The sequence below is a fragment of the Microcella pacifica genome, assembly GCF_009371975.2.
Taxonomy (GTDB): Bacteria; Actinomycetota; Actinomycetes; order Actinomycetales; family Microbacteriaceae; genus Microcella; species Microcella pacifica.
Genome location: NZ_VIKT02000004.1, coordinates 39,314 through 59,765, shown reverse-complemented (window position 1 = coordinate 59,765; position 20,452 = coordinate 39,314). Strand labels below are relative to the sequence as shown.

Below are 20,452 nucleotides of genomic sequence, written 5' to 3'. Positions count from 1 at the left end.
CACGCGCGATACTGGGGCGGTGCCGACCTACCGAGATGAAGCCGTCGTGCTGCGCACCCACAAGCTGGGCGAAGCCGACCGCATCATCACGATGCTCGGCCGGCAGCACGGCAAGATCCGCGCGGTCGCGAAGGGCGTGCGCCGCACGGCCAGCCGCTTCGGCAGCCGCCTCGAGCCGTTCATGGTCGCCGACCTGCAGCTGTACCGTGGCCGCAGCCTCGACATCATCCAGCAGGCGGTGAGCCTCGGCTCGTACGGCGACGAGATCAGCGCCGACTACGCCCGCTACACGGCCGCGAGCGCGATGGTCGAGACGGCCGACAAGGTCACCGGCGACGACGGCGGCGGCCCCCAGCAGTACCTCCTCCTCGTGGGAGCCCTGCGCTCTCTCTCGCGCGGCGAGCACCACGCGAGCCTCACGCTCGACTCCTACCTGCTGCGCGCCCTGTCGATCGCGGGCTGGGCGCCGAGCTTCGCCGACTGCGCGGTCACCGGCGCACCGGGCCCGCACAGCGCCTTCGTCGTGCAACTGGGCGGCATGGTGGCGGATGGCGTGGCGCCTCCCGGCGCCCCGCGCGTGAGCCCGGCCACCCTCGAGCTGCTCGGCGCACTCCTGACCGGCGACTGGCCGACCGCGGATGCGGCCGACGAGCGCACCCGCGCGCAAGCGAGCGGGCTCATCGCCGCCTACACGCAGTTCCACCTCGAGCGCGGGCTGCGCTCGCTGCCCCACGTCGACCGCACTCTGCACGTCGAGCCCGCGCTGCACGTGGCGCCCGCTGGCGCGGCCGCCGCCTCCGCCCACGACCGACCCGGGCCGGCCGAGCCCCCGCGCCCTGCGCCGGGCACCTCCACAACTCAGGAGTATGCGTGAGCAGAGCATCCCGACCCACCGAACCGCTGCGCCCTCTCGACTGGACGGGCGAGGCACCTCCTGAATTGCGGAGGGAAGCCGTGCCGCAGCACGTCGCCATCGTCATGGACGGCAACGGCCGCTGGGCCAACCGCCAGGGCCTCACGCGCGTCGAGGGCCACCGCGCGGGCGAGGCGAGCCTGCTCGACGTCGTCGCGGGCGCCGTGCAGATCGGCGTCAAGCACCTCAGCGTCTACGCGTTCAGCACGGAGAACTGGAACCGCAGCCCCGACGAGGTGCGCTTTCTCATGGGCTTCAACCGCGAGGTACTGCGACGCCGCCGCGACCAGCTCGACGCCTGGAACGTGCGCATCCGCTGGGCCGGCCGTCGCCCCCGCCTGTGGCGCAGCGTCATCAGCGAGCTCGAGGAGGCACAGCGGCGCACGGCCGGCAACACGGGCCTCACCCTGACGATGTGCGTCAACTACGGCGGCCGCGTCGAGATCGTGGATGCTGTGCGCGCGATCGGCGAGGAGGTCGCCGCCGGGCGGCTCACGCCGAGTCGCATCACCGAGCGCACGATTTCCCGCCACCTTTACGAGCCCGACCAGCCTGACGTGGACCTCTTCGTGCGCTCGAGCGGCGAGCAGCGCACGAGCAACTTCCTGCCGTGGCAGAGCGCCTACGCCGAGATGGTGTTCCTCGACACGCTGTGGCCCGACTTCCGGCGCCGCCACCTGTGGGATGCGATCGCCGACTACGCCTCGCGCGACCGCCGCTTCGGTGGCGCGGTCGACGCACCCGCCGGCCAGTAGCTGGCGGGCGTCACTAGACTGGGCCATCGTGCCGTGCACCCAGCTCGGCGGATCAAGGAGTGTTCGTGGCATCCACCAGTCGACTCGATGCGGTCATCGCGCTCGCCAAGCGACGCGGATTCGTGTTTCAGGCGGGGGAGATCTACGGCGGTTCCCGATCTGCCTGGGACTACGGGCCCCTCGGCGTCGAGCTCAAGGAGAACATCAAGCGCCAGTGGTGGCGCTCGATGGTGACGCGCCGCGACGACGTCGTCGGGCTCGACTCGAGCGTCATCCTGCCGCGCAGGGTGTGGGAGGCCTCCGGCCACGTCGACGTCTTCAGCGACCCGCTCGTCGAGTGCCTGAACTGCCACAAGCGGTACCGCGCCGACCACCTCGAGGAGGAGTTCGAGGAGAAGAAGGGCCGCGCGCCCGAGGGCGGGCTCGCCGAGGTCGTGTGCGTCAACTGCGGCACGCGCGGTCAGTGGACCGAGCCGAAGGAGTTCTCGGGCCTGCTCAAGACCTACCTCGGCCCCGTCGAGGAGGAGTCGGGCCTGCACTACCTGCGCCCCGAGACCGCGCAGGGCATCTTCGTGAACTTCGTCAACGTGCTCAACGCCGCGCGCGTCAAGCCGCCGTTCGGCATCGGCCAGATCGGCAAGTCGTTCCGCAACGAGATCACGCCTGGTAACTTCATTTTCCGCACGCGCGAGTTCGAGCAGATGGAGATGGAGTTCTTCGTCGAGCCGGGCAGCGACGAGGAGTGGCACCAGTACTGGATCGACGCGCGCATGGCGTGGTACACCGATCTCGGCATCAACCCCGAGAACCTGCGGTTGTACGAGCACCCGGCCGAGAAGCTCTCGCACTACTCCAAGCGCACCGTCGACATCGAGTACCGCTTCGGGTTCTCCGGGTCGGAGTTCGGCGAGCTCGAGGGCGTCGCCAACCGCACCGACTTCGACCTCTCGACCCACGCCGCGGCGTCCGGAGTCGACCTGTCGTATTTCGACCAGGGCAAGAACGAGCGCTGGACCCCGTACGTCATCGAGCCCGCCGCCGGCCTTACGCGCTCGCTCATGGCGTTCCTCGTGGACGCCTACGCCGAGGACGAGGCGCCCAACACGAAGGGCGGCGTCGACGTGCGCACCGTGTTGCGCCTCGACCGCAGGCTGGCCCCCGTCAAGGCGGCGGTGCTGCCGCTGTCGCGCAACGAGAAGTTGTCGCCCGTCGCGCGCGAGCTCGCCGACACGCTGCGCCAGCACTGGAACGTCGACTTCGACGACGCCGGCGCGATCGGTCGGCGCTACCGCCGACAAGACGAGATCGGCACGCCGTTCGCGATCACCGTCGACTTCGACACTCTCGACGACCAGGCCGTGACCGTGCGCGAGCGCGACACCATGCAGCAGGAGCGCATCCCGCTCGCCAAGCTCGAGGGGTACCTCGCCGCCGAGCTGCTCGGCGCGTAGCCGCGCCCCGGCTGCGCGAGTCCGCGCGGCCGCCCGTACCGAGCGCCGTGCGCCGCCGAGCACGCCCACGCGAGCTCGATCTCCACAATTCAGGAGTCGCGGCGTGAGACAGGGCATCCTGAGGCCATTGTCGGCGTGTCGCGCGCGGGCGGCGACGCGAACTCCTGAGTTGTGGAGGCGCGTGGTGTCTGACGAGTCCTCCCCAGCGAGCGTGGGTGGCGTGACACTCCGACATCGCGCGGAGGGACGGTCACGGGCTGCGGGGGCGGGCATCCTGCCCCCATGGATGCCCGAGCTCTCGTCGTCGCGCACGGCGGCGCACTCGACCGGCGTCGATTGGTCGAACTGGGTGCGACCGATCATGATCTGCGCACAGCGCTGAAGCGCGGGGGGCTCCATCGGCCTCGACGTGGCTGGTACTCGAGCTGGCGGGAGGACGACCCCAGGTTTCGAGCAATGCGCGTGGGCGGGCGCCTCACCGGTCTGAGCGCCATCGAGGCGCTCGGCGGCTGGGTGCTCGGTACGCATCCTCTTCACGTGGCCGTGCCAACCAATGCGGCGCGATTGCGCAGTCAACGGCGGCGTGACATCCGGTGGGCGGATGCCCGGCCCGACGGCGTCGTCGTGCATTGGGTCGCGGCATCCCACGATCGGGGTTCCTCCACGGGAGTGGTGCCGCTGGTGGAGGCGCTCGAGCTTGTGTGCCGCACGGCGTCGGTCGAGCAGTCGATCGCGGCGCTCGACTGGGCGCGCCGCCGTGGGCAACTCGATGTGCTCGAGCTCGCGCAGCTCCAGGGTCGGCTGAGCGACCTCGGCTGGTTGCTCGATGCGTCAGAGCGCCGATGCGACTCGCTGCCGGAGAGCCTGGCGCGCACGCGCTGCTCTGCTACTGGTTGGCAGGTCACTCTGCAGGCTCCTTGGCGCCCGGGTCTCGAGCGCATCGACCTCCTCATCGAGGGTTCAGTGGCTCTGGAGGTTGACGGAGAGGAGTTCCACCGCGATCGCTTCGAGCAGGACCGGGAGCGGGATCTCTCGATCTCAGAGCACGGCCTGCACGCCCTCCGGCCGAGCGCGCGGCAGGTCTATATGCGCTGGCCCCTCGTGCAGTCCGCTGTGGAGGCAGCTCTGGCCGAGCGGGGCATCCTCGTTCCTCTCCACAATTCAGGAGTCGCGTCGGTGAGCCGCCCCGCGACACGCCGCAGGCCCGCCTGGGCGCCCGTTCGCGAGCGCGGCAGTCCTGAATTGTGGAGATGACCCGAGGCGCGACGCTCGGCGCCCCGGGTGAGGGAATACCCGCACACGCGCCGCGTTGACTCCAGCATGAGCAAGCCGCTGAGTGTGCAAATCTGGTCGGACGTGCAGTGCCCCTGGTGCTACATCGGCAAGCGCAAGTTCGAGGCCGCGCTGGCCGAGCTCGCGGCCGACCCCGCGGCCCCGCAGGTCGAGGTGGTGTACCGCTCCTTCGAGCTCGCCCCCGACACCCCCGTCGACTTCGAGGGAACACCCGTCGACTACCTCAGCCAGCGCAAGGGCATCGCCCCCGAGCAGGCCCGCGCGATGATCGACCGCGTCTCGGGCATCGCCGAGTCGGTGGGGCTCGACTACCGCTACGACGACATCCACCAGACCAACACGGTGCTCGCGCACGAGCTGCTGCACTTCGCGAAGGCCCACGGCAAGCAGCTCGAGCTCAAGGAGCGCCTGCTGCGCGCCTACTTCACCGAGGGTCGTCACATCGGCCGGGCCGATGACCTCGCCGACCTCGCCGCCGAGGTGGGGCTCGACCACGACGAGGCGCAGGCCGCACTCACCGAGCACACCTACCTGACCGACGTGAAGGCCGACATGGCGCAGGCGGTGGCGTACGGCATCCAGGGTGTGCCCTTCTTCGTGATCGATGACCGATACGGCATCTCTGGAGCGCAGGAGACCGCCCATTTCGTCGCCGCCCTGAAGCAGGCGGCGGCTGAGCGCGCCGAGGCGCCAGCATGAACGAGGATGCCCGGCCGCAGCCCCTCACCCTCCTGACCTCCACGGCTCCGGGCGCCGAGCTCGCCGCCTGCGAAGGCGACTCCTGCCTCGTGCCGTCGAGCGTCGCCGTGCCCGAACCCTCCGAACCTCAGGAGTAGCGACCCCGGTGAAAAGGTGGCTCCTTCACGGGCGGCGCGGGAGGGCTACCGAGCCGGCAGCGGCTCGGTGATGTCGGCGACGGTCGCCGACAGCGAGGCGAGCAACTCATCCGCCGCGACGAAGAGCGACGCCCCGTGCGAGCCCGCACCGAGCGACACCCGCCGACCTTGCATGCGCGTGTCGGCATAGACGGGCCACGCGGTCGTCGAGCCGAGCGGCGTGATGGTGCCGCGCTCGAATCCGGTGGCCGCGAGCGCCTCCGCCGCGTCGGGCAGCCGCAGCTTGTTGACCCCGACGAGGGCTCGCAGCTTGGGCCAGGCGAGCTGCCGGTCGCCGGGCACGAGCGCGAAGAGGAAACTGCCGTCGCTGCGTGCCACGACGAGCGTCTTGACGATCGACGACGGGGCAATGCCGAGCTGCTCGGCGGCCTCCTCGAGCGAGCGGGCGCGCATCCTCTCGACGAACTCGACGTCGAGTCCGCGCGCGGCGGCGTCAGCGGCGACCCTGTCGCGGCCGGCTGCTGTATCGGTCATGGCGCTCCTTCCGCGCTCTAGGCTGAGTCCATGAGCAACGGCGCACCGATCAGAACCGGCATCATCGGCTTCGGACTCGCGGGTCGAGTCTTCCACGCCCCTTTCCTCGCGACGAATCCCGCGTTCACGATCTCGGCGATCGCGACGAGCAGCGAGGAGAGGTCCGCGCAGGCGGCCGCGGCTCACCCGGGTGCGCAGATCATGTCGACGGATGCCCTGCTCGCGCTCGCATCGGCCGGCGACCTCGATCTCGTGGTGCTGGCCTCCCCGCCGCACGTGCACCGCGAGCAGGCGATCACCGCGCTCGAGGGCGGAGCCGCGGTCGTCATCGACAAGCCGTTCGTGCCGAGTGTCGCCGACGCCGAGGCGATCATCGCCGCGGCTGAGGCTGCGCAACGGCCACTCACGGTGTTTCAGAACCGACGGTGGGACGGCGACTTCCTGACGGTCGCGCGCCTGCTGGAGCGCGGTGCGCTCGGCACGGTGCACCGCTTCGAGTCGACGTTCGAGCGCTTCGGCGCGCCCAAGCGCGACCAGTGGCAGGGGCAGATCACGCCGGCGCAGGGCGGCGGCATCCTGTTCGATCTGGGCAGCCACCTCGTCGACCAGGCGCTCACACTGTTCGGCCCGGCGACTCTCGAGGTCGCCGAGCTGCGTGCGGTGCGGGAGGGGCTCGGCAGCGAGGACGATGCGTTCCTGTCGCTGCGGCACGAGAGCGGCGTGCGCAGCCACCTCACGATGAGCCGCGTCGCGGCGCAGAGCGGCCCGCGGTTCCGCGTTCTCGGCGATGAGAGCGGGTACAGCGTGTACGGCCTCGACGGGCAGGAGCCCGCCCTCAAGGTCGGGCGCTGGCCGGGCAGCGATGGATATGGCGAGACTCCCGCGGCCCAATGGGGCCTGCTCGGGGTCGACAACGGCGAGCAGCCGCTCGTGCCCGTGCCCACCGAGGCGGGCGGCTACCCCGACTTCTACGCGCAGGTCGCGGCGAGCATCCGCGACGGCGCCCCGGTGCCCGTCGACCCGCGCAGCGCTCTCGAGACGGTGCGCATCATCGAGCAGTCGCACGCCGTTAACCGGGGGTAGGTCCGCGGCAGAGCGTGCGGCCAGCCGAACCTGGGAGAATGGTCGTCATGTCTACTGCCACGGCCGCACTCGCGCCGACGACGGCACCGCTCAGCATCGGCCCGATCCCGCTGAGCGTGCCGGTCGTGCTCGCGCCGATGGCCGGCATCACGAACACGGCGTTCCGCCGCCTGTGCCGCGAGTACGGGGCCGGGCTGTACGTGAGCGAGATGATCACGAGTCGGGCGCTCGTCGAGCGCACGCCCGAGAGCATGCGCCTCATCACGCACCACGAGTCGGAGACCCCGCGCAGCATCCAGCTCTACAGCGTCGACCCGGCGACGGCGGCGGAGGCGACGCGGTTCCTCGTGGGCGAGGGGCTCACCGACCACATCGACATGAATTTCGGATGCCCCGTGCCGAAGGTCACGCGCAAGGGCGGGGGTGCCGCGCTGCCGTGGAAGCTCGAGCTGTTCCGCTCGATCGTCGAGGCGACCGTGCGGGCGGCCGGCCCGATCCCGGTGACGGTGAAGATGCGCAAGGGCATCGACGCCGACCACCTCACCTACCTGGAGGCGGCGAAGGCCGCCGAGGGTGCGGGTGTCGCCGCGGTCGCTCTGCACGCGCGCACGGCCGCCGACTTCTACAGCGGCAACGCCGACTGGGATGCGATCGGGAAGCTCAAGGAGACGATCAGCTCCGTGCCGGTCCTGGGCAACGGCGACATCTGGTCCGCCGAGGATGCCTTGCGCATGGTCGAGCAGTCGGGCTGCGACGGCATCGTGGTCGGGCGCGGGTGTCTGGGCCGGCCGTGGTTGTTCGGCGACCTCGCGGCAGGTTTCCGCGGCGAGGAGCTGCGCATCCAGCCGAACCTGGGCGAGGTCGCTGACGCGTTCCGCCGCCACGCCGAGCTGCTCGTCGAGTTCTTCGACGACGAGGTGAAGGCGTGCCGGGACATCCGCAAGCACGTCGCCTGGTACTTCAAGGGGTACCCCGTGGGCGGTGAGCTGCGCGCACGCCTGGCGGCCGTCGAGAGTCTGCAGCACATGGACGACCTGCTGGGCGAGCTCGACCGTGACATTCCCTACCCGGGCACAGAGGCTGAGGGGCCGCGCGGCCGTGCGGGCTCCCCGAAGAGGCCTGCGCTGCCCGAGAACTGGCTCGCCGACCGCGAGCTGACCGACGCCCACCGGGCAGCGATCTCCGCCGCCGAGCTGCACCACAGCGGTGGCTGACGCGTGCTCCACTCTCTCGGTAGCGTGGACGGTGTGACCAGCCCCGATTCTCGGTACTCCCCGCACGACGCCGCACGGCGTTACCCCGAGCAGCACACGACGAATCGCGGACACTTCGCGCGGGATCGCGCTCGCGTGCTGCACTCGAGCGCCCTGCGCCGCCTGTCGGCGAAGACGCAGGTGCTGAGCCCGACGGCGGGCGTGGACTTCGCCCGCAACCGCCTGACGCACTCGCTCGAGGTGGCTCAAGTGGGCCGAGAGCTCGCGGTCGCGCTCGGTCTCGACCCGGACGTCGTCGACACGGCGTGCCTCTCCCACGACCTCGGGCACCCGCCGTTCGGGCACAACGGCGAGGGCGCCCTCAACGCCTGGGCGGCCGACATCGGCGGCTTCGAGGGCAATGCCCAGACACTGCGGCTGCTCAGCAAGCTCGAGCCGAAGGTCATGGGGCCCGACGGCGTGAGCTACGGCCTCAACCTGACGCGCGCGAGCCTCGACGCTGCGTGCAAGTATCCGTGGCCGCTCGCCCTGGGCGTCGACGACCCGGGCGGGCGCCGCAAATTCGGCGTGTACGCCGACGATGTGGCCGCCTTCGAGTGGATGCGCGAGGGCGCGCCCGACCGCGTCCCCAGCATCGAGGCTCAGGTCATGGACCTGAGCGATGACATCGCCTACTCGGTGCACGACTTCGAGGATGCGATCGTGGGCGGCGTCGTCGACGCGGGCATTCTCGCGAGCCGCGACCACCACGAGGATCTCGTGCGCGGCGTGCTGCGCTGGATGGGCGATGAGCTCACCGAGGACGAGGTGCGGGCCGCCTTCGAGAGGCTGCAGCGCATCGAGACGTGGGTCACGGAGTGGTCCGGCACGCGCGCGAACCTCGCGCGGCTCAAGAACCTCACGAGCCGCCTCATCGGGCGCTTCGCGCACGAGGCCGTGCACGCCACTCGCGCCGCGCATCCGCAGTCCTCACTGGCTCGTTACTCGGCGGCGGTCGTCGTGCCCGTGGAGACACGGGCCGAGATCGGCGTGCTCAAGGGCGTCGTCGGCACGCTCGTCATGGCCCACGACGAGCGGCAGCCGCTGTACGCGCACCAGCGTCGGCTGCTCACGGACCTCGCTGATGCGGTCTGGGCGGCGGGCCCGCAGGCGCTGCGACGCGTCTTCCGCGCGGACTTCGAGGAGGCGGCCGACGACACGGCTCGACGCCGCGTCGTGGTCGATCAGATCGCCTCCCTCACCGACCAGTCGGCGACGACCTGGCACGAGCGCTGGGTAGAGGGGCGCGGCCTCGTCTGACTCGCCGAGGCTGCGCCAACTAGGATCGCCCCTGTGGCAGGCCTGATTCGACGCAGCGACATCGACGAGGTTCGGTCGCGCACGAATCTGGCCGACATCGTCGGCGACTACGTGACGCTCATGAGCGCGGGCGTCGGCTCGATGAAGGGTCTGTGCCCCTTCCACGACGAGCGCAGCCCGAGCTTCCACGTGCGACCTCAGGTGGGCTTCTACCACTGCTTCGGCTGCGGGGAAGGCGGCGACGTCTTCACCTTCCTCCAGAAGATGGACCACGTGACCTTCGCCGAAGCGGTCGAACGGCTCGCAGGGCGACTCGGCTACGCCCTGCACTACGAGGAAGGCGGGCAAGTCTCCGACCAGGGCAACCGCAGCCGCATCCTCGCCGCGAACGCCGCCGCGGAGGAGTTCTTCCGCGAGCAGCTGAGCACCCCCGACGCCGAACCGGCGCGCTCCTTCCTCGGCTCCCGCGGCTTCGACCCGGCGGCGGCGGAGCGCTTCTCGGTGGGCTTCGCGCCCGCGAGCTTCGACGCTCTCGGCACGCACCTGCGCGGGCGCGGCTTCACGCAGGAGGAGCTGCTCGCGAGCGGACTGCTCGGGCAGGGGGAGCGCAACACCTACGACCGGTTCCGCGGGCGCCTGGTGTGGCCGATCAAGGACACGACGGGGCAGACGCTCGGCTTCGGGGCGCGCAAGCTGCTGGAGACCGATCAGGGCCCCAAGTACCTCAACACTCCCGAGACTCCCGTCTACCACAAGTCGCAGGTGCTCTACGGGCTCGATCTCGCGAAGCGGGAGATCGCGCGCGAGAAGCGCGTCGTCGTCGTCGAGGGCTACACCGACGTCATGGCGTGCCACCTCGCCGGCGTCACGACGGCCGTCGCGACGTGCGGCACGGCCTTCGGCGGCGACCACATCAAGGTCATCCGTCGCATCATGGGCGATACGGCGAACGCCGACACGACGCAGCTCGGCGAGGTCGTCTTTACCTTCGATCCCGACGAGGCGGGGCAGAAGGCCGCGAGCCGGGCCTTCATCGAGGAGCAGCGGTTCGCGGCGCAGACCTACGTCGCCGTCGCCCCCGAGGGTCTCGACCCGTGCGATCTGCGCCTGGAGCGCGGCGACGACGCGGTGCGGCACCTCGTGTCGTCCCGCAAGCCCATGTACGAGTTCATGGTGCGTCGCCAGCTCGACCGCTTCGACCTCGAGACGGTAGAGGGTCGTGTCTCGGCGCTGCGGGCGGCCGCCCCGATCGTGGCCGACATCCGCGATCAGGCGCTCTCGATCGGCTACGAGCGCTCCGTGGCGGGGTGGATCGGCATCGAGCCGCGCGAGGTGGGGCGCGCGGTGCACGCCGCCCGTCAGCAGGCGGCTCGCACGCCCCGCGAGTCGGCGCCGGTGCGCTCGAGCGGCGGGGAGGGCCCCGGCGGCATCGCGGCGGGCGACGCCGCGGCCGCCCGCGGCGAGTCGGAGGCGCCGACGATCGGCATCGCCCAACTGCCGACCGACCCGGTGACGCGACTCGAGCAAGAGCTCCTCATGGCACTCCTGCAGCACCCGGGCGAGGTGCCGATCGAGACGGCGCGCACGGCTCTGCAGACGACGTTCAGTCAGCCCGCTCTCGCCACGGTGCGGGATGCCCTGCTCGTGGCTCTCGAGCACTACGGCACCCCCGACTGGGTGCGGAAGGTATCCGACGAGGCTCCGACCGCGTTCGGTCCGCTCGTGACCCAGCTCGCGATCGCACCTCTGCCGATCCGCGACGGGCACGTGGCGACCTACTGCCGCGGCGTCACGGTGTCGCTCATCGAGCGCGACCTGCTGCGGCGCAAGACCGAGCTGCTCGGCGCCCTGCAGCGCATGGATTCCGCGCAGGATCCTGACCGCTACCGCGCCCTGCAGCAGCAGATGGTGGATATCGAGACCGAGCGCCGGCGAGTGCGCGGCGACTGACGGTCGTGCGCTCTCGCTAGTCTGGAGGTCCACCGGCCTGTGAGGGGAGACGCCGTGCTCGAGGAGTCCACCGCGACGATCGTCGAGGGCGCTCCGCGCGCCGAGGCGGTGGAGAGTCCGGCCGTCATCGCCGACGACCTGAGCCTGCGCTACCCGGGCGGCATCCATCGCGGTGTCGAGGCCGTCGCGGGGGTGAGCCTGCAGATCGCGCCGGGGGAGACCCTCGCGATGATCGGGGAGTCGGGTAGCGGCAAGAGCTCGCTCGCCCGGGCGATCGCCGGGCTCACCTCGCGCACGATCGAGCGCGGGCCCGTCATCGCGGGAGGGTCGCTCGAGGTGCTCGGCATCGACGTGCGGCGCCTGAGGCGCAAGGACGACGCCGAGCTCGCCCTGCGCGTCGGCTACGTGCCGCAGGACGCGGGTGCGGTGCTCGACCCGCACCTGACGGTGGGCGAGAACGTCTCCCTGCCGCTCTTCGAGCGCGACGACGACCTCGACCGGAAGGTCGCCGGCGGCATCGTCGCCGAGGCGATCGATGCCATGCATCTGACGCTCGCGACGATTCCCAGGTACCCGCACGAGCTCAGCCGCGGGCAGCGTCAGCGCGTCGCGATCGCACGCGCCCTCGTGCTCGACCCGGAGCTGCTCGTCGCCGATGATGCGACCGCGGGCGTCGACGCGACGGTGCGCGCGACGATCCTCGGGCATCTCGCCGAAGTGCAGCGGCATCGCGGCTTCGCGGCGTTCGTCGTGAGCAGCGAGATCGGCGAGGTGCGGCGCTTGTCGACGCGCCTGGCCGTCTTGCACCGCGGCGAACTCGTGGGCATGGGGCCGATCGACACGGTGCTCGAGCAGGGCACGCACCCCTACGTGCGGCGGCTCGCCGAGCTCTCGCGAGAGCACGGGCGAGGGGCGCAGGCATGAGGCAGCAGCACCGCGACCCGCTCTCCGGCAGCGGCACGACCCCGAGCCCGCGCCCCGAGCCCGGGCAGATCGCCGTGCTGCCCTCCGCTCCGCCCGCGTTCGTGGAGGCTGTCGTGGCCGGCGGCGGCGAGGTGGCTGAGCTGGACGCCCGCACGCGCGGGCTCGTGTGGTTGAGCGAGAAGCGCGCGAACGAGCTCGCCGAGGTGCTGGAGGCGCATCCGGCCATCGGGTGGGTGCAGCTGCCGTGGGCGGGAGTGGACGCGTTCGCCGACCTGTTCGCGAGTCTCTCCGGCGGTCGGGGTCCGGTCTTCACGAGCGCGAAGGGGGCATACTCCGAGCCCGTCGCCGAGCACGCCGTGACGCTCGCCCAGGCGGTGCTGCGCGAGCTCGCACCTAAGGCGCGGCACGCTCGGTGGGCCGAGGCGCGCACGGGCACGTCTCTGTACGGGCGGCACGTCGTCCTCGTCGGAGCCGGGGGCATCGCGCGAGAGATCCTGCGCCTGCTCGAGCCCTATCGCGTGACGGTCACGGTCGTGCGGCGCACGGCGCTGCCTCTCGAGGGAGCGCACGAGACGGTCGCGGTGGATGCCCTGCACGACGTCCTCCCGCGCGCCGAGGTGCTCATCCTCGCCGCGGCAGCCACGTCGGCGAGCCGTCACCTGATCGGTGCGCGCGAGCTCGCGCTGCTGCCCGAGGGGGCCGCACTCGTCAACATCGCGCGCGGGGCGCTCGTCGACACGGCGGCGCTCGGCGAGGCCCTCGCGCAGGGGAGGCTCGTCGGTGCGGGCCTCGACGTCACCGAGCCGGAGCCGCTGCCGGCCGACCACCCGCTGTGGCGCGAGCCGCGCTGCCTCATCACCTCGCACTCGGCCGACACCTCGGAGATGACGGCGCCGCTCCTCGCTCAGCGCATCACCGAGAACGTGCGCGGCTTCCTCGGCGACGGGCGATTCGTGGGTCTCGTGGACCCGGAGGCGGGCTACTGAGCGTGCAGCGGCAGCGGTGCGGTCTGATACCGTAGTTCTCGCTGTTCCACACGATCCTCGATAGCTCAATTGGCAGAGCAGCCGGCTGTTAACCGGCAGGTTGTTGGTTCGAGTCCAACTCGGGGAGCCACCCTTTCCCTCTCGTGCTCGCTCATGGTCCTTCGCCGGACCGCGGGCGGGGTGCGGGAGCGGAGTCCGCCGCGATAGCGTGGCATCAGCCGCGTCGTCGAGGCGGATTCAGCGTCAGTGCCCCGCGCGGGCCCGAGCGTCAGGAGCGCATCATGGATGAGTGGATCTCCGCGAACGCGATGTTCCTCGTGCTCGTCCTCGGTCCTTCGGCGGTTCTGCTGCTGCTCCTCACGGTCGTGCTCCTCGTCGCGTGGCTGCGCGCCCGGTCCCACGCTCGACGCACGGCGTTCGACCGCACGGCGGCGGAGCGCGAGCGCATCGACCTCGAGCTGTCCCTTGCGGAGCAGACGGGCCGGTTGCGCGTCATCCGCGAGCTGCACGAGCTGTCGGTGCACGCCATCTCCACCGTCATCTCGCGTGCCGACGGCATCAGGTACACGGCCGAGCGCGACCCGGCGGCGGCCGCCCGTGCGGCCGAGGCGATGGCGGAGACGGCGCGGGCGACGCAAGCCGATCTGCGTCGAGTCATGAGCGTCGTGCGCGAGGGGGAGGCGAGCGTCGAGCCGCACCCGCAGCTGCGCTCGACGCGCGAGCTGTTCTCCGTCATGCGCGACTCGGGTCTCGACGTCGTCTTCGAGGAGCACGGCAAGCCCATCGATCTCATGCAGGGCGTCGAGCTCGCCATCTACCGCATTCTGCAGGAGGCCCTCGCGAACGCTCTCACGTACGGCGGCGTCGGCACGCAGGCTCGCGTCTCGTTCACCTGGTCGGCCGACGGGCTGCAGATCAAGGTGGAGGACGACGGGGCGCGCGCGGCGGCCCGGCGTGAGGGCGTCGACCCGAATGACGCCAAGCAGCGCGCCTACACCCTCGACGACGATCTGCGAGCGCTCACCGACGAGGTCACGGGGCAGGGCATCCGCGAGATGAGATCGCGCGCCGAGCTGTACGGGGGCATCCTGACCGCGTCCCCGGTTCCCGGCGTGGGCTTCTCCCTCGCGGTCGTCTTCCCCTCGCTCCGCTCGACGATGACGGCGCCGCGCCTCCCCTCCCCGGGGTCGGCATGAGCACGGTCGAGCCCGTGGCGGCGCTCCTCGTCGACGACTCCTCGCAGCAGCGGCTCGGCTGGCGCATGGTCCTCGAGGCTCACCCCGACATCGAGGTCGTCGCGGAGGCTCCCGACGGGGCGCGAGCGCTCGCACTCGCGCGGCGCATGCCGCTCGACGTCGTCGTCATGGACGTGCGCATGCCGCGCGTCGGCGGGCTCGCCGCGGCCGAGCGGATTCGCACGGACGCGCAGGTGCGCGAGCAGGGCGGCCCGCCCGGCATCGTGCTCATGACCGCGCTCGACCTGGAGGACTTCGTCGGCCCCTCCGCCGAGGTGGGCGCCGACGCGCTTCTCTACAAGGACGTCGAGCCCGAGGCGCTCCTCGCGGCGGTGCTGGCCGCCGCGACCACCGGACGAGCGCGCGCGTGAGCGATGTCGCATCGCGGCGGGATGCCCGGCGCGCGTCGCTCGCGGTCGGCCTCGCGGTCTCGGCCTACGGCGTGTCGTTCGGCGCGCTCGCGGTGACGGCGGGCCTCGACGTCTGGCAGACCTGCGTGCTGAGCCTCGTCATGTTCTCGGGCGGCTCGCAGTTCGCGGTCATCGGCGTGCTCGCCTCGGGCGGCACGGCGGCGGGCCCGGCTGCGATCGCGGGCGCCACGCTCCTGGGCTTGCGCAACACGCTCTACGCGGTGCGCGTCTCGCCCATCGTGGGGCCCGGCTGGGTCAAGCGGCTCGCCGCCGGCCACCTCACGATCGACGAGTCCACCGCGGTCGCGACCGCCCAGCCGACGCTCGAGGGTCAGCGGTGGGGCTTCTGGATGACCGGCCTCGTCATCTACGTCGGTTGGAACCTCACGACGCTCGCCGGAGCGCTCCTCGGCGACCTGCTGGGCGACGTGAGCCGGTTCGGCCTCGATGCCGCCGCGGCCGCCGCGTTCCTGGGGCTCGTCTGGCCACGACTCACGGCGCTGCAGCCCGTCGTCGTGGCGGTCGCCGCGGCGGTCGTCGCCGCCGTCGCGATCCCCGTGCTGCCGCCGGGCCTCCCGGTGCTCGTCGCGGCCCTCGTGGCCCTCGTGGTGGGGCTGCCCGACCTGTTCGGCCGGCGCCCCGGCACCGAACCGCTGCGCGCGCACGACGCGGCACTCGACGAGCACGGCCCGCCCGCGCCCGATGCGGGGGAGGCCCACCGATGACGCTCTGGCAGATCATCCTGCTCGCCTCGATCGCGGTGCTCGCGCTCAAGCTCGTCGGTTACCTCGTGCCCCCGCGCGTGCTCGAGACGCCGACGGCCGCGCGCACGGCGAACCTCACGACCGTCGCGCTCCTGTCGGCGCTCATCGTCGTCCAGACGGTGAGCGTGGGGCAGCAGCTCACGCTCGACGCGCGGCTGCCCGCCCTCGTGGTCGCGGCGGGTCTCCTCGCGGTGCGGGCGCCGTTCATCCTCGTCATCGTCGCGGCGGCCGCCTCCGCGGCCTTGCTGCGGATGCTCGGCTGGGCCGCCTGACGCGCCCGAGAACCCGCGGCGCGCGTGCGGGGCGTGCGTCAGTCCTCGAGGTGATCGCGGCCGGGCAGCCAGCTCTGCCCCGGCGCGCCCCATGACTGCTTCTTGATGGCCTTGAGGGCGGCCTTCCCGTGCGGGTGCGCGAGCCGATCGACGTAGAGGATGCCCTGCAGGTGGTCGTACTCGTGCTGCAGGATGCGGGCGAGCCAGCCGTCGGCCTCGAGCTCGAAACGGCGCCCCTCGAGGTCGGTCGCACGCAGGAGCGCGTGCGCGGAGCGCAGGAGGGGGAACCGCTCGCCGGGCACCGAGAGGCAGCCCTCGGAATCCTCGTCCTCGTCCGCCTCCCCGAGCGGGGGAGGGCTCACGAGCAGCTCGGGGTCGATGGCCGTGCCGTGGTGCCGCTCGCCGCTGTCGTCGACCCAGTCGTAGACGAAGATGCGCGCATCCACCCCCACCTGCGGAGCGGCGAGACCCACGCCGGGGGCGGCCTTCATGGTCTCGATCATGTCGGCGACGAGGGCGCGCACCTCGGCGGTGACGGTACCCACGGGGGCGGCGGGGGAGTGCAGTACCGGCTCGCCGGTGATGCGGATGGGAAGCACGGCCATGCTGCTCAGAATATCGAGTGCGAGAGCGGTAGATTGACCGGGTGCCGCCCGAGCTGAGTGAGTTGACCGAGCAGATCAGCCTCACCCCTTTTCAGGCCATCGGCATCCCGATCGCGCTCGTCGGCGCCGTGTTTCTCTCCCTCGGCGCGCAGTTCCAGCACCGCGGGGTCGGCAAGGTCGAGGCGATGCACGGCGACGGCACCAAGTCGGGTCTGAGCCTCCGACAGGTTCTGCACTTGCTCGCACGCCCGTCCTGGGTGCTCGGCTCGCTCATGCTCGCCCTCGCCGTCGTCTTCCAGCTCACGGCTCTCGGCTTCGCGCCGCTCATCGTGGTGCAGCCGCTCGGCGTCGTCGCGCTCGTCATCACCGCGATCGTCAACGCCCGGGTGTCGAGAATCCAGCTCGACCGCAGGGCGATCCGGGCGATCGTCCTGTGCGTCGGCGGGGTCGGCGTCTTCGTGACGATCGCGGCCGTGTACGCGGTGGAGCAGGAGATCACGCAGACCCAGTTGCTCATCGTGCTCGGAGTGCTGGGGCTCGTCACGGCAGGGTTCGGCGTCGCCTTTGCGCTCCTGCGCAAGACCGCGACAGCGATGTTCTACATCGTCGGGGCCGGCGTGCTCTACGGCTTCGTGGCAACCCTCGCGAAGGTCGTCCTCAACCGTATCCTCAACGGCAACCTCGACTGGCTCACCGTCGTCGCCGTCGTCGCCCTTCTCGCCTCGGCGGTGCTCGGCGGATACTTCGTGCAGACCGCATACTCCGTGGGTTCACCCGATCTCGTCATCGCGGGCCTGACCGTCGTCGACCCGCTCGTCGCCGTCCTCATCGGCGTCATCGTGCTCGGCGAGGCATCGCTCATCCCGCCCGTGGCCGCGATCGCAGCCGTCGTCGTCGGCGTGGTCGCGATCTTCGGCGTCATCCAGCTCGCCAAGCACCACCCGCAGACGCACCGCTGAACTCGCCTGTCGGAGACCCGTCCTGCGATAGCGTAGGTCGACGGTCCCCTCGCGACCGCGGCGCCCCCGGCGGCGTCCGCCGATCACCTCAAGGAACCTCATCGACGTGCCTGACGTACCGCCCACGGGTGCTGAGACCGCCCGCCCGCTCCGCGTCCTCATCGGGGGCGACACGTTCGCGCCCGACGTGAACGGTGCGGCAAAGTTCGCCGAGCGCCTCGCCGCCGGCCTCGTCGAGCGCGGGCACGAGGTGCACGTCGTCGCTCCCGGCGCCGAATCCGGGCCCAACTCCACGGCGATCGAGGTTCACGAGGGCCAGCCCATGACCGTCCATCGACTGCGCTCGTGGCGCTGGTACCCGCACCCGTGGTTGCGCTACGCATTGCCGTGGCGCATCGAGCCGAACGCCGCCCGACTTCTCGATGAGATCAAGCCCGACGTCGTGCACTTCCAGTCCCACATCGTCGTCGGCCGAGGACTCGCCCGAGAGGCGGTCAAGCGCGGCATCCGCCTCATCGGCACGAACCACTTCATGCCCGAGAACGGCCTGCAGTTCACGCCGTTCATCGGCCCCCTGCGTGAGCCGGCGATCCGCGCCGCGTGGAACGCCGCCGCGCGCACCTTCGGGCTCGCCGAGGCCGTCACGACGCCCACGCGCAAGGCCGCCGACTACATCGAGCGCTACACGTACCTGAAGGGCGTCTACCCCATCAGCTGCGGCCTGCACATCGACCACTACACGCCGAACCTCGAGCCGCGCAGCGAGAACGTCGTGCTCTTCCTCGGCCGTGTCGAGTCAGAGAAGCACATCGACGAGCTGCTGCGCGCCGCGGCCATGCTCGACCCCGAGCTCGACGTCAAGGTCGAGATCATCGGCGATGGCGAGCAGCGGCCCGCGCTCGAGCGGCTCGCCGCGCAGCTCGGCATCTCGCACCGCGTGCACTTCGCCGGCCATGCGCCCGAGTCGTACCTCAAGCAGCAGTTGACCCGGGCATCCGTCTTCGCCATGCCGTCGCGTGCCGAACTGCAGTCGATCGCGACCATGGAGGCGATGGCCTCGGGGCTGCCCATCATCGGCGCCAACGCGATGGCCCTGCCGCACCTCATCCATGACGGCGAGAACGGCTACCTCTATGAGCCCGGCGACGTGCCGCGGTTCGCGGAGCTGCTCACGAAGGTCTTCACGATGCCGCACGACGAGCTGCTCGCCCTCAAGCGCGAGAGCCTCTCGATCGTCGCGGACCACGACATCAACCGCACGCTCGACACCTTCGAGGCGCTCTACCGGGGCGAGCACGTGCCGGCGCCCGTCTCGAGCGAGTCCGACGCGCGCGGCCACGACACGCAGAGCACCGATTCGTCGCGCGACTGATGCCGGTCACAAGCGCGCGCTCGGTAGAGTGTGAGCGGCTCGCCCGTCGGGCCTCGGGGCGGTAGCTCAGCTGGTTAGAGCAGTGGACTCATAATCCATCGGTCACGGGTTCAAGTCCCGTCCGCCCTACTCCATCTTCGGGCGAGCCCTCGCCGGTCATGAGCCAGAGCTTGTTGACCTGAGTGCGGAGCACGATGCGGTTGACGACCTCGATGTAGTTGCGGGGCATCGAGCCCGTCTCCCAGTTGCCCCAGGAGTTCTGCGTGAGGTTGCACTCGACGGCAGCTTCCTTGAGGTTCCATCCCATGCGCCAGCGCACGAGCGCGAGGCGCGCGCCGAATGTGGCGACATCGGGAATCCAGTTGCTTGCTGGCTGTTCTGTGGTCATGACCCAGAGCATATGACATGCCGTGCATTTCGCGCAATATCTAAGAACATGTGTATTTCACCTTGACGAGTGCGAATCGCGCATGTCATGATCTGGGCCATGACCCAAGAAGATGTGACAATCACAACTCACGACGTGGCGACCATCGCCCGCGTCGATTCGTCCACGGTACGTAGATGGGTCAAGGCTGGCCTGCTCAAGCCTTCCGCGGTGACGCCGGGCGGGCAGTACAGATTTCGCCGCTCGGACGTTAAGAAGTTGCTCACTCCTGCGAGTTCGGCGTCATGAGCGCCGCGGCCTCAGCTCCTGCGTTCATCGATTCGCATTGCGAGAGTCAGAACCGCCTTCCACAGCCACAGCCGGTGAATCGCTCCCGCACGTTCGGGAGCATCTGCGGCGTCGGTGGCAGCGCGATTCTGCATCCCGAGTACCTCATGGGTGAGGCGCAACTCCACACCTTCGGGGACCGCGACCTCAAGGTCGGGCTCGTAGGCGTCCATCGGGTCGTCGCTCGTCACGTCGAACTTCATGTCTCGCACGCGCCGCCGCCTGCCTGCCATGAGAGCGAGAGTACCGCCGCGCTCCAAGCCGCGTAGCGGCGACACGACAACTTCACACAGACCGAATCATCCAATGAAGGGCACATCATGACGGTTCGCACCATCAACCACGAGACCATCCGAGAGGGTCAGCAGGCCTGGCTCGAAGCCGAGTACGACGCTCGCGCGGCGTACGCCGATCTGCGACTCGACACCCTCGACCGCATCGGGCCTCAGGTCACCGACGCCGACCGGTTCGACGCCGCGTACGCAATCTGGGACGACTACATCGACGGTCGCCGCCACGACGACCTGTTCGAGCCCCTCTCGACGGCGCGGCTCTCGGAGCAGGCAGGCATCTTCACCCGCATCTCCCGCTACCTGCCCAGCCACGAGCTGGTCTCGCTGGCCGAGGCGGCGTGGGGAGAGGCGACGTTCGAGGTCTTCACCCGGCAGATGGGCAGCGGCGCGCTCACGGGCAAGCTCGGCTGGTATCGCGGCGCGACGCTGATGATCGTCAGTGCCAGCGACGGCCCGGTCGGCCGAGAGAAGGTCGCGCTCACGATCTGGAAGCAGCGATGCGGCCACGTCGTGACCGAGGTGCGACCGCGCGGCGGTCGCCTGCTAGCACTGCACCCAGTGTTCGGGCGGGCGATCTGATGGGCACGGC

General features: G+C 70.7%; 23 protein-coding genes and 2 tRNA genes. 22 read left to right on the top strand and 3 right to left on the bottom strand.

Annotated features, from left to right (window positions below):
• Positions 1-19: 19 nt before the first annotated feature.
• The 6 genes from recO (at position 20) to FK219_RS03365 (ending at position 5,248) form a co-directional block, all read left to right on the top strand.
• The gene (recO, locus tag FK219_RS03390) at positions 20-874 is read left to right on the top strand and encodes a DNA repair protein RecO (RefSeq protein ID WP_152583027.1); all 855 of its coding nucleotides are present in this window, start codon (positions 20-22) and stop codon (positions 872-874) included.
• Positions 871-1,668 carry an isoprenyl transferase gene (locus tag FK219_RS03385; RefSeq protein ID WP_152583026.1) on the top strand — a complete coding sequence of 266 codons (798 nt, stop codon included), beginning with the start codon at positions 871-873 and terminating at the stop codon, positions 1,666-1,668. Before recO ends, FK219_RS03385 begins: the two co-directional genes overlap by 4 nt.
• Before the next feature lie 65 nt (positions 1,669-1,733).
• Positions 1,734-3,119: a glycine--tRNA ligase gene (locus tag FK219_RS03380; RefSeq protein WP_152583025.1), complete on the top strand. Its 1,386-nt coding sequence runs from the start codon at positions 1,734-1,736 to the stop codon at positions 3,117-3,119.
• Positions 3,120-3,401: 282 nt separating this feature from the next.
• Positions 3,402-4,373 carry a glycyl-tRNA synthetase gene (locus FK219_RS03375; protein ID WP_152583024.1) on the top strand — a complete coding sequence of 324 codons (972 nt, stop codon included), beginning with the start codon at positions 3,402-3,404 and terminating at the stop codon, positions 4,371-4,373.
• A gap of 66 nt (positions 4,374-4,439) precedes the next feature.
• Positions 4,440-5,111: a DsbA family oxidoreductase gene (locus FK219_RS03370; RefSeq protein ID WP_152583023.1), complete on the top strand. Its 672-nt coding sequence runs from the start codon at positions 4,440-4,442 to the stop codon at positions 5,109-5,111.
• Positions 5,108-5,248, top strand: coding sequence for a hypothetical protein (locus FK219_RS03365; protein ID WP_165638032.1), 141 nt, complete (start codon positions 5,108-5,110; stop codon positions 5,246-5,248). Before FK219_RS03370 ends, FK219_RS03365 begins: the two co-directional genes overlap by 4 nt.
• Positions 5,249-5,293: 45 nt before the next feature.
• On the opposite strand, the gene FK219_RS03360 is transcribed toward FK219_RS03365, so the two are convergent.
• Entirely contained in the window at positions 5,294-5,782 is a 489-nt protein-coding gene (locus FK219_RS03360) for an aminoacyl-tRNA deacylase (protein WP_152583022.1), read from the bottom strand.
• A 30-nt stretch (positions 5,783-5,812) separates the two neighbouring features.
• Between FK219_RS03360 and FK219_RS03355 the strand changes: the two genes are divergently transcribed.
• The 11 genes from FK219_RS03355 to FK219_RS03305 all read left to right on the top strand — a co-directional run bounded on the left by FK219_RS03355 (position 5,813) and on the right by FK219_RS03305 (position 15,919).
• Positions 5,813-6,865 (top strand): Gfo/Idh/MocA family protein, encoded by a 1,053-nt coding sequence (locus FK219_RS03355; RefSeq protein WP_152583021.1) that lies wholly within the window; start codon positions 5,813-5,815, stop codon positions 6,863-6,865.
• 47 nt (positions 6,866-6,912) lie between these two features.
• A complete protein-coding gene (gene dusB, locus FK219_RS03350; RefSeq protein ID WP_407941880.1) occupies positions 6,913-8,079 on the top strand; it encodes a tRNA dihydrouridine synthase DusB in 1,167 nt (388 codons plus the stop codon).
• 24 nt (positions 8,080-8,103) lie between these two features.
• The gene (locus tag FK219_RS03345; RefSeq protein ID WP_407941879.1) at positions 8,104-9,378 is read left to right on the top strand and encodes a deoxyguanosinetriphosphate triphosphohydrolase; all 1,275 of its coding nucleotides are present in this window, start codon (positions 8,104-8,106) and stop codon (positions 9,376-9,378) included.
• 33 nt (positions 9,379-9,411) lie between these two features.
• Positions 9,412-11,328: a DNA primase gene (gene dnaG / locus FK219_RS03340; RefSeq protein WP_152583018.1), complete on the top strand. Its 1,917-nt coding sequence runs from the start codon at positions 9,412-9,414 to the stop codon at positions 11,326-11,328.
• 54 nt (positions 11,329-11,382) lie between these two features.
• Entirely contained in the window at positions 11,383-12,252 is an 870-nt protein-coding gene (locus FK219_RS03335; RefSeq protein ID WP_328821586.1) for an ATP-binding cassette domain-containing protein, read from the top strand.
• A complete protein-coding gene (locus tag FK219_RS03330) occupies positions 12,249-13,238 on the top strand; it encodes an NAD(P)-dependent oxidoreductase (protein ID WP_152583017.1) in 990 nt (329 codons plus the stop codon). The genes FK219_RS03335 and FK219_RS03330 overlap by 4 nt, the downstream gene beginning before the upstream one ends.
• A 54-nt stretch (positions 13,239-13,292) precedes the next feature.
• Positions 13,293-13,368 (top strand) — tRNA-Asn (locus FK219_RS03325).
• A gap of 151 nt (positions 13,369-13,519) precedes the next feature.
• Complete coding sequence (locus FK219_RS03320) at positions 13,520-14,434, top strand: sensor histidine kinase (protein WP_152583016.1); 915 nt, start codon at positions 13,520-13,522, stop codon at positions 14,432-14,434.
• The gene (locus tag FK219_RS13410; RefSeq protein WP_152583015.1) at positions 14,431-14,844 is read left to right on the top strand and encodes a response regulator; all 414 of its coding nucleotides are present in this window, start codon (positions 14,431-14,433) and stop codon (positions 14,842-14,844) included. The genes FK219_RS03320 and FK219_RS13410 overlap by 4 nt, the downstream gene beginning before the upstream one ends.
• Positions 14,841-15,608, top strand: coding sequence for an AzlC family ABC transporter permease (locus FK219_RS03310; RefSeq protein WP_152583014.1), 768 nt, complete (start codon positions 14,841-14,843; stop codon positions 15,606-15,608). Before FK219_RS13410 ends, FK219_RS03310 begins: the two co-directional genes overlap by 4 nt.
• Complete coding sequence (locus FK219_RS03305; protein ID WP_152583013.1) at positions 15,605-15,919, top strand: AzlD domain-containing protein; 315 nt, start codon at positions 15,605-15,607, stop codon at positions 15,917-15,919. The genes FK219_RS03310 and FK219_RS03305 overlap by 4 nt, the downstream gene beginning before the upstream one ends.
• A 38-nt stretch (positions 15,920-15,957) precedes the next feature.
• On the opposite strand, the gene def is transcribed toward FK219_RS03305, so the two are convergent.
• Positions 15,958-16,524 carry a peptide deformylase gene (def, locus tag FK219_RS03300; RefSeq protein ID WP_152583012.1) on the bottom strand — a complete coding sequence of 189 codons (567 nt, stop codon included), beginning with the start codon at positions 16,522-16,524 and terminating at the stop codon, positions 15,958-15,960.
• A gap of 41 nt (positions 16,525-16,565) precedes the next feature.
• Here def and FK219_RS03295 point away from each other — a divergent pair, with 41 nt between their 5' ends.
• The 4 genes from FK219_RS03295 to FK219_RS03280 all read left to right on the top strand — a co-directional run bounded on the left by FK219_RS03295 (position 16,566) and on the right by FK219_RS03280 (position 19,531).
• A complete protein-coding gene (locus FK219_RS03295) occupies positions 16,566-17,483 on the top strand; it encodes a DMT family transporter (RefSeq protein WP_152583011.1) in 918 nt (305 codons plus the stop codon).
• A 106-nt stretch (positions 17,484-17,589) separates the two neighbouring features.
• Positions 17,590-18,855, top strand: coding sequence for a glycosyltransferase (locus FK219_RS03290; RefSeq protein ID WP_328821585.1), 1,266 nt, complete (start codon positions 17,590-17,592; stop codon positions 18,853-18,855).
• Between the two features lie 55 nt (positions 18,856-18,910).
• Positions 18,911-18,984, top strand: a tRNA-Ile gene (locus FK219_RS03285).
• Positions 18,985-19,342: 358 nt separating this feature from the next.
• Positions 19,343-19,531 carry a helix-turn-helix domain-containing protein gene (locus FK219_RS03280; protein WP_152583010.1) on the top strand — a complete coding sequence of 63 codons (189 nt, stop codon included), beginning with the start codon at positions 19,343-19,345 and terminating at the stop codon, positions 19,529-19,531.
• An 11-nt stretch (positions 19,532-19,542) separates the two neighbouring features.
• Here FK219_RS03280 and FK219_RS03275 read toward each other — a convergent pair whose 3' ends face one another.
• Positions 19,543-19,803: a hypothetical protein gene (locus FK219_RS03275; protein ID WP_152583009.1), complete on the bottom strand. Its 261-nt coding sequence runs from the start codon at positions 19,801-19,803 to the stop codon at positions 19,543-19,545.
• 87 nt (positions 19,804-19,890) lie between these two features.
• Between FK219_RS03275 and FK219_RS03270 the strand changes: the two genes are divergently transcribed.
• Positions 19,891-20,442, top strand: coding sequence for a hypothetical protein (locus FK219_RS03270; RefSeq protein ID WP_152583008.1), 552 nt, complete (start codon positions 19,891-19,893; stop codon positions 20,440-20,442).
• Positions 20,443-20,452: the final 10 nt, after the last annotated feature.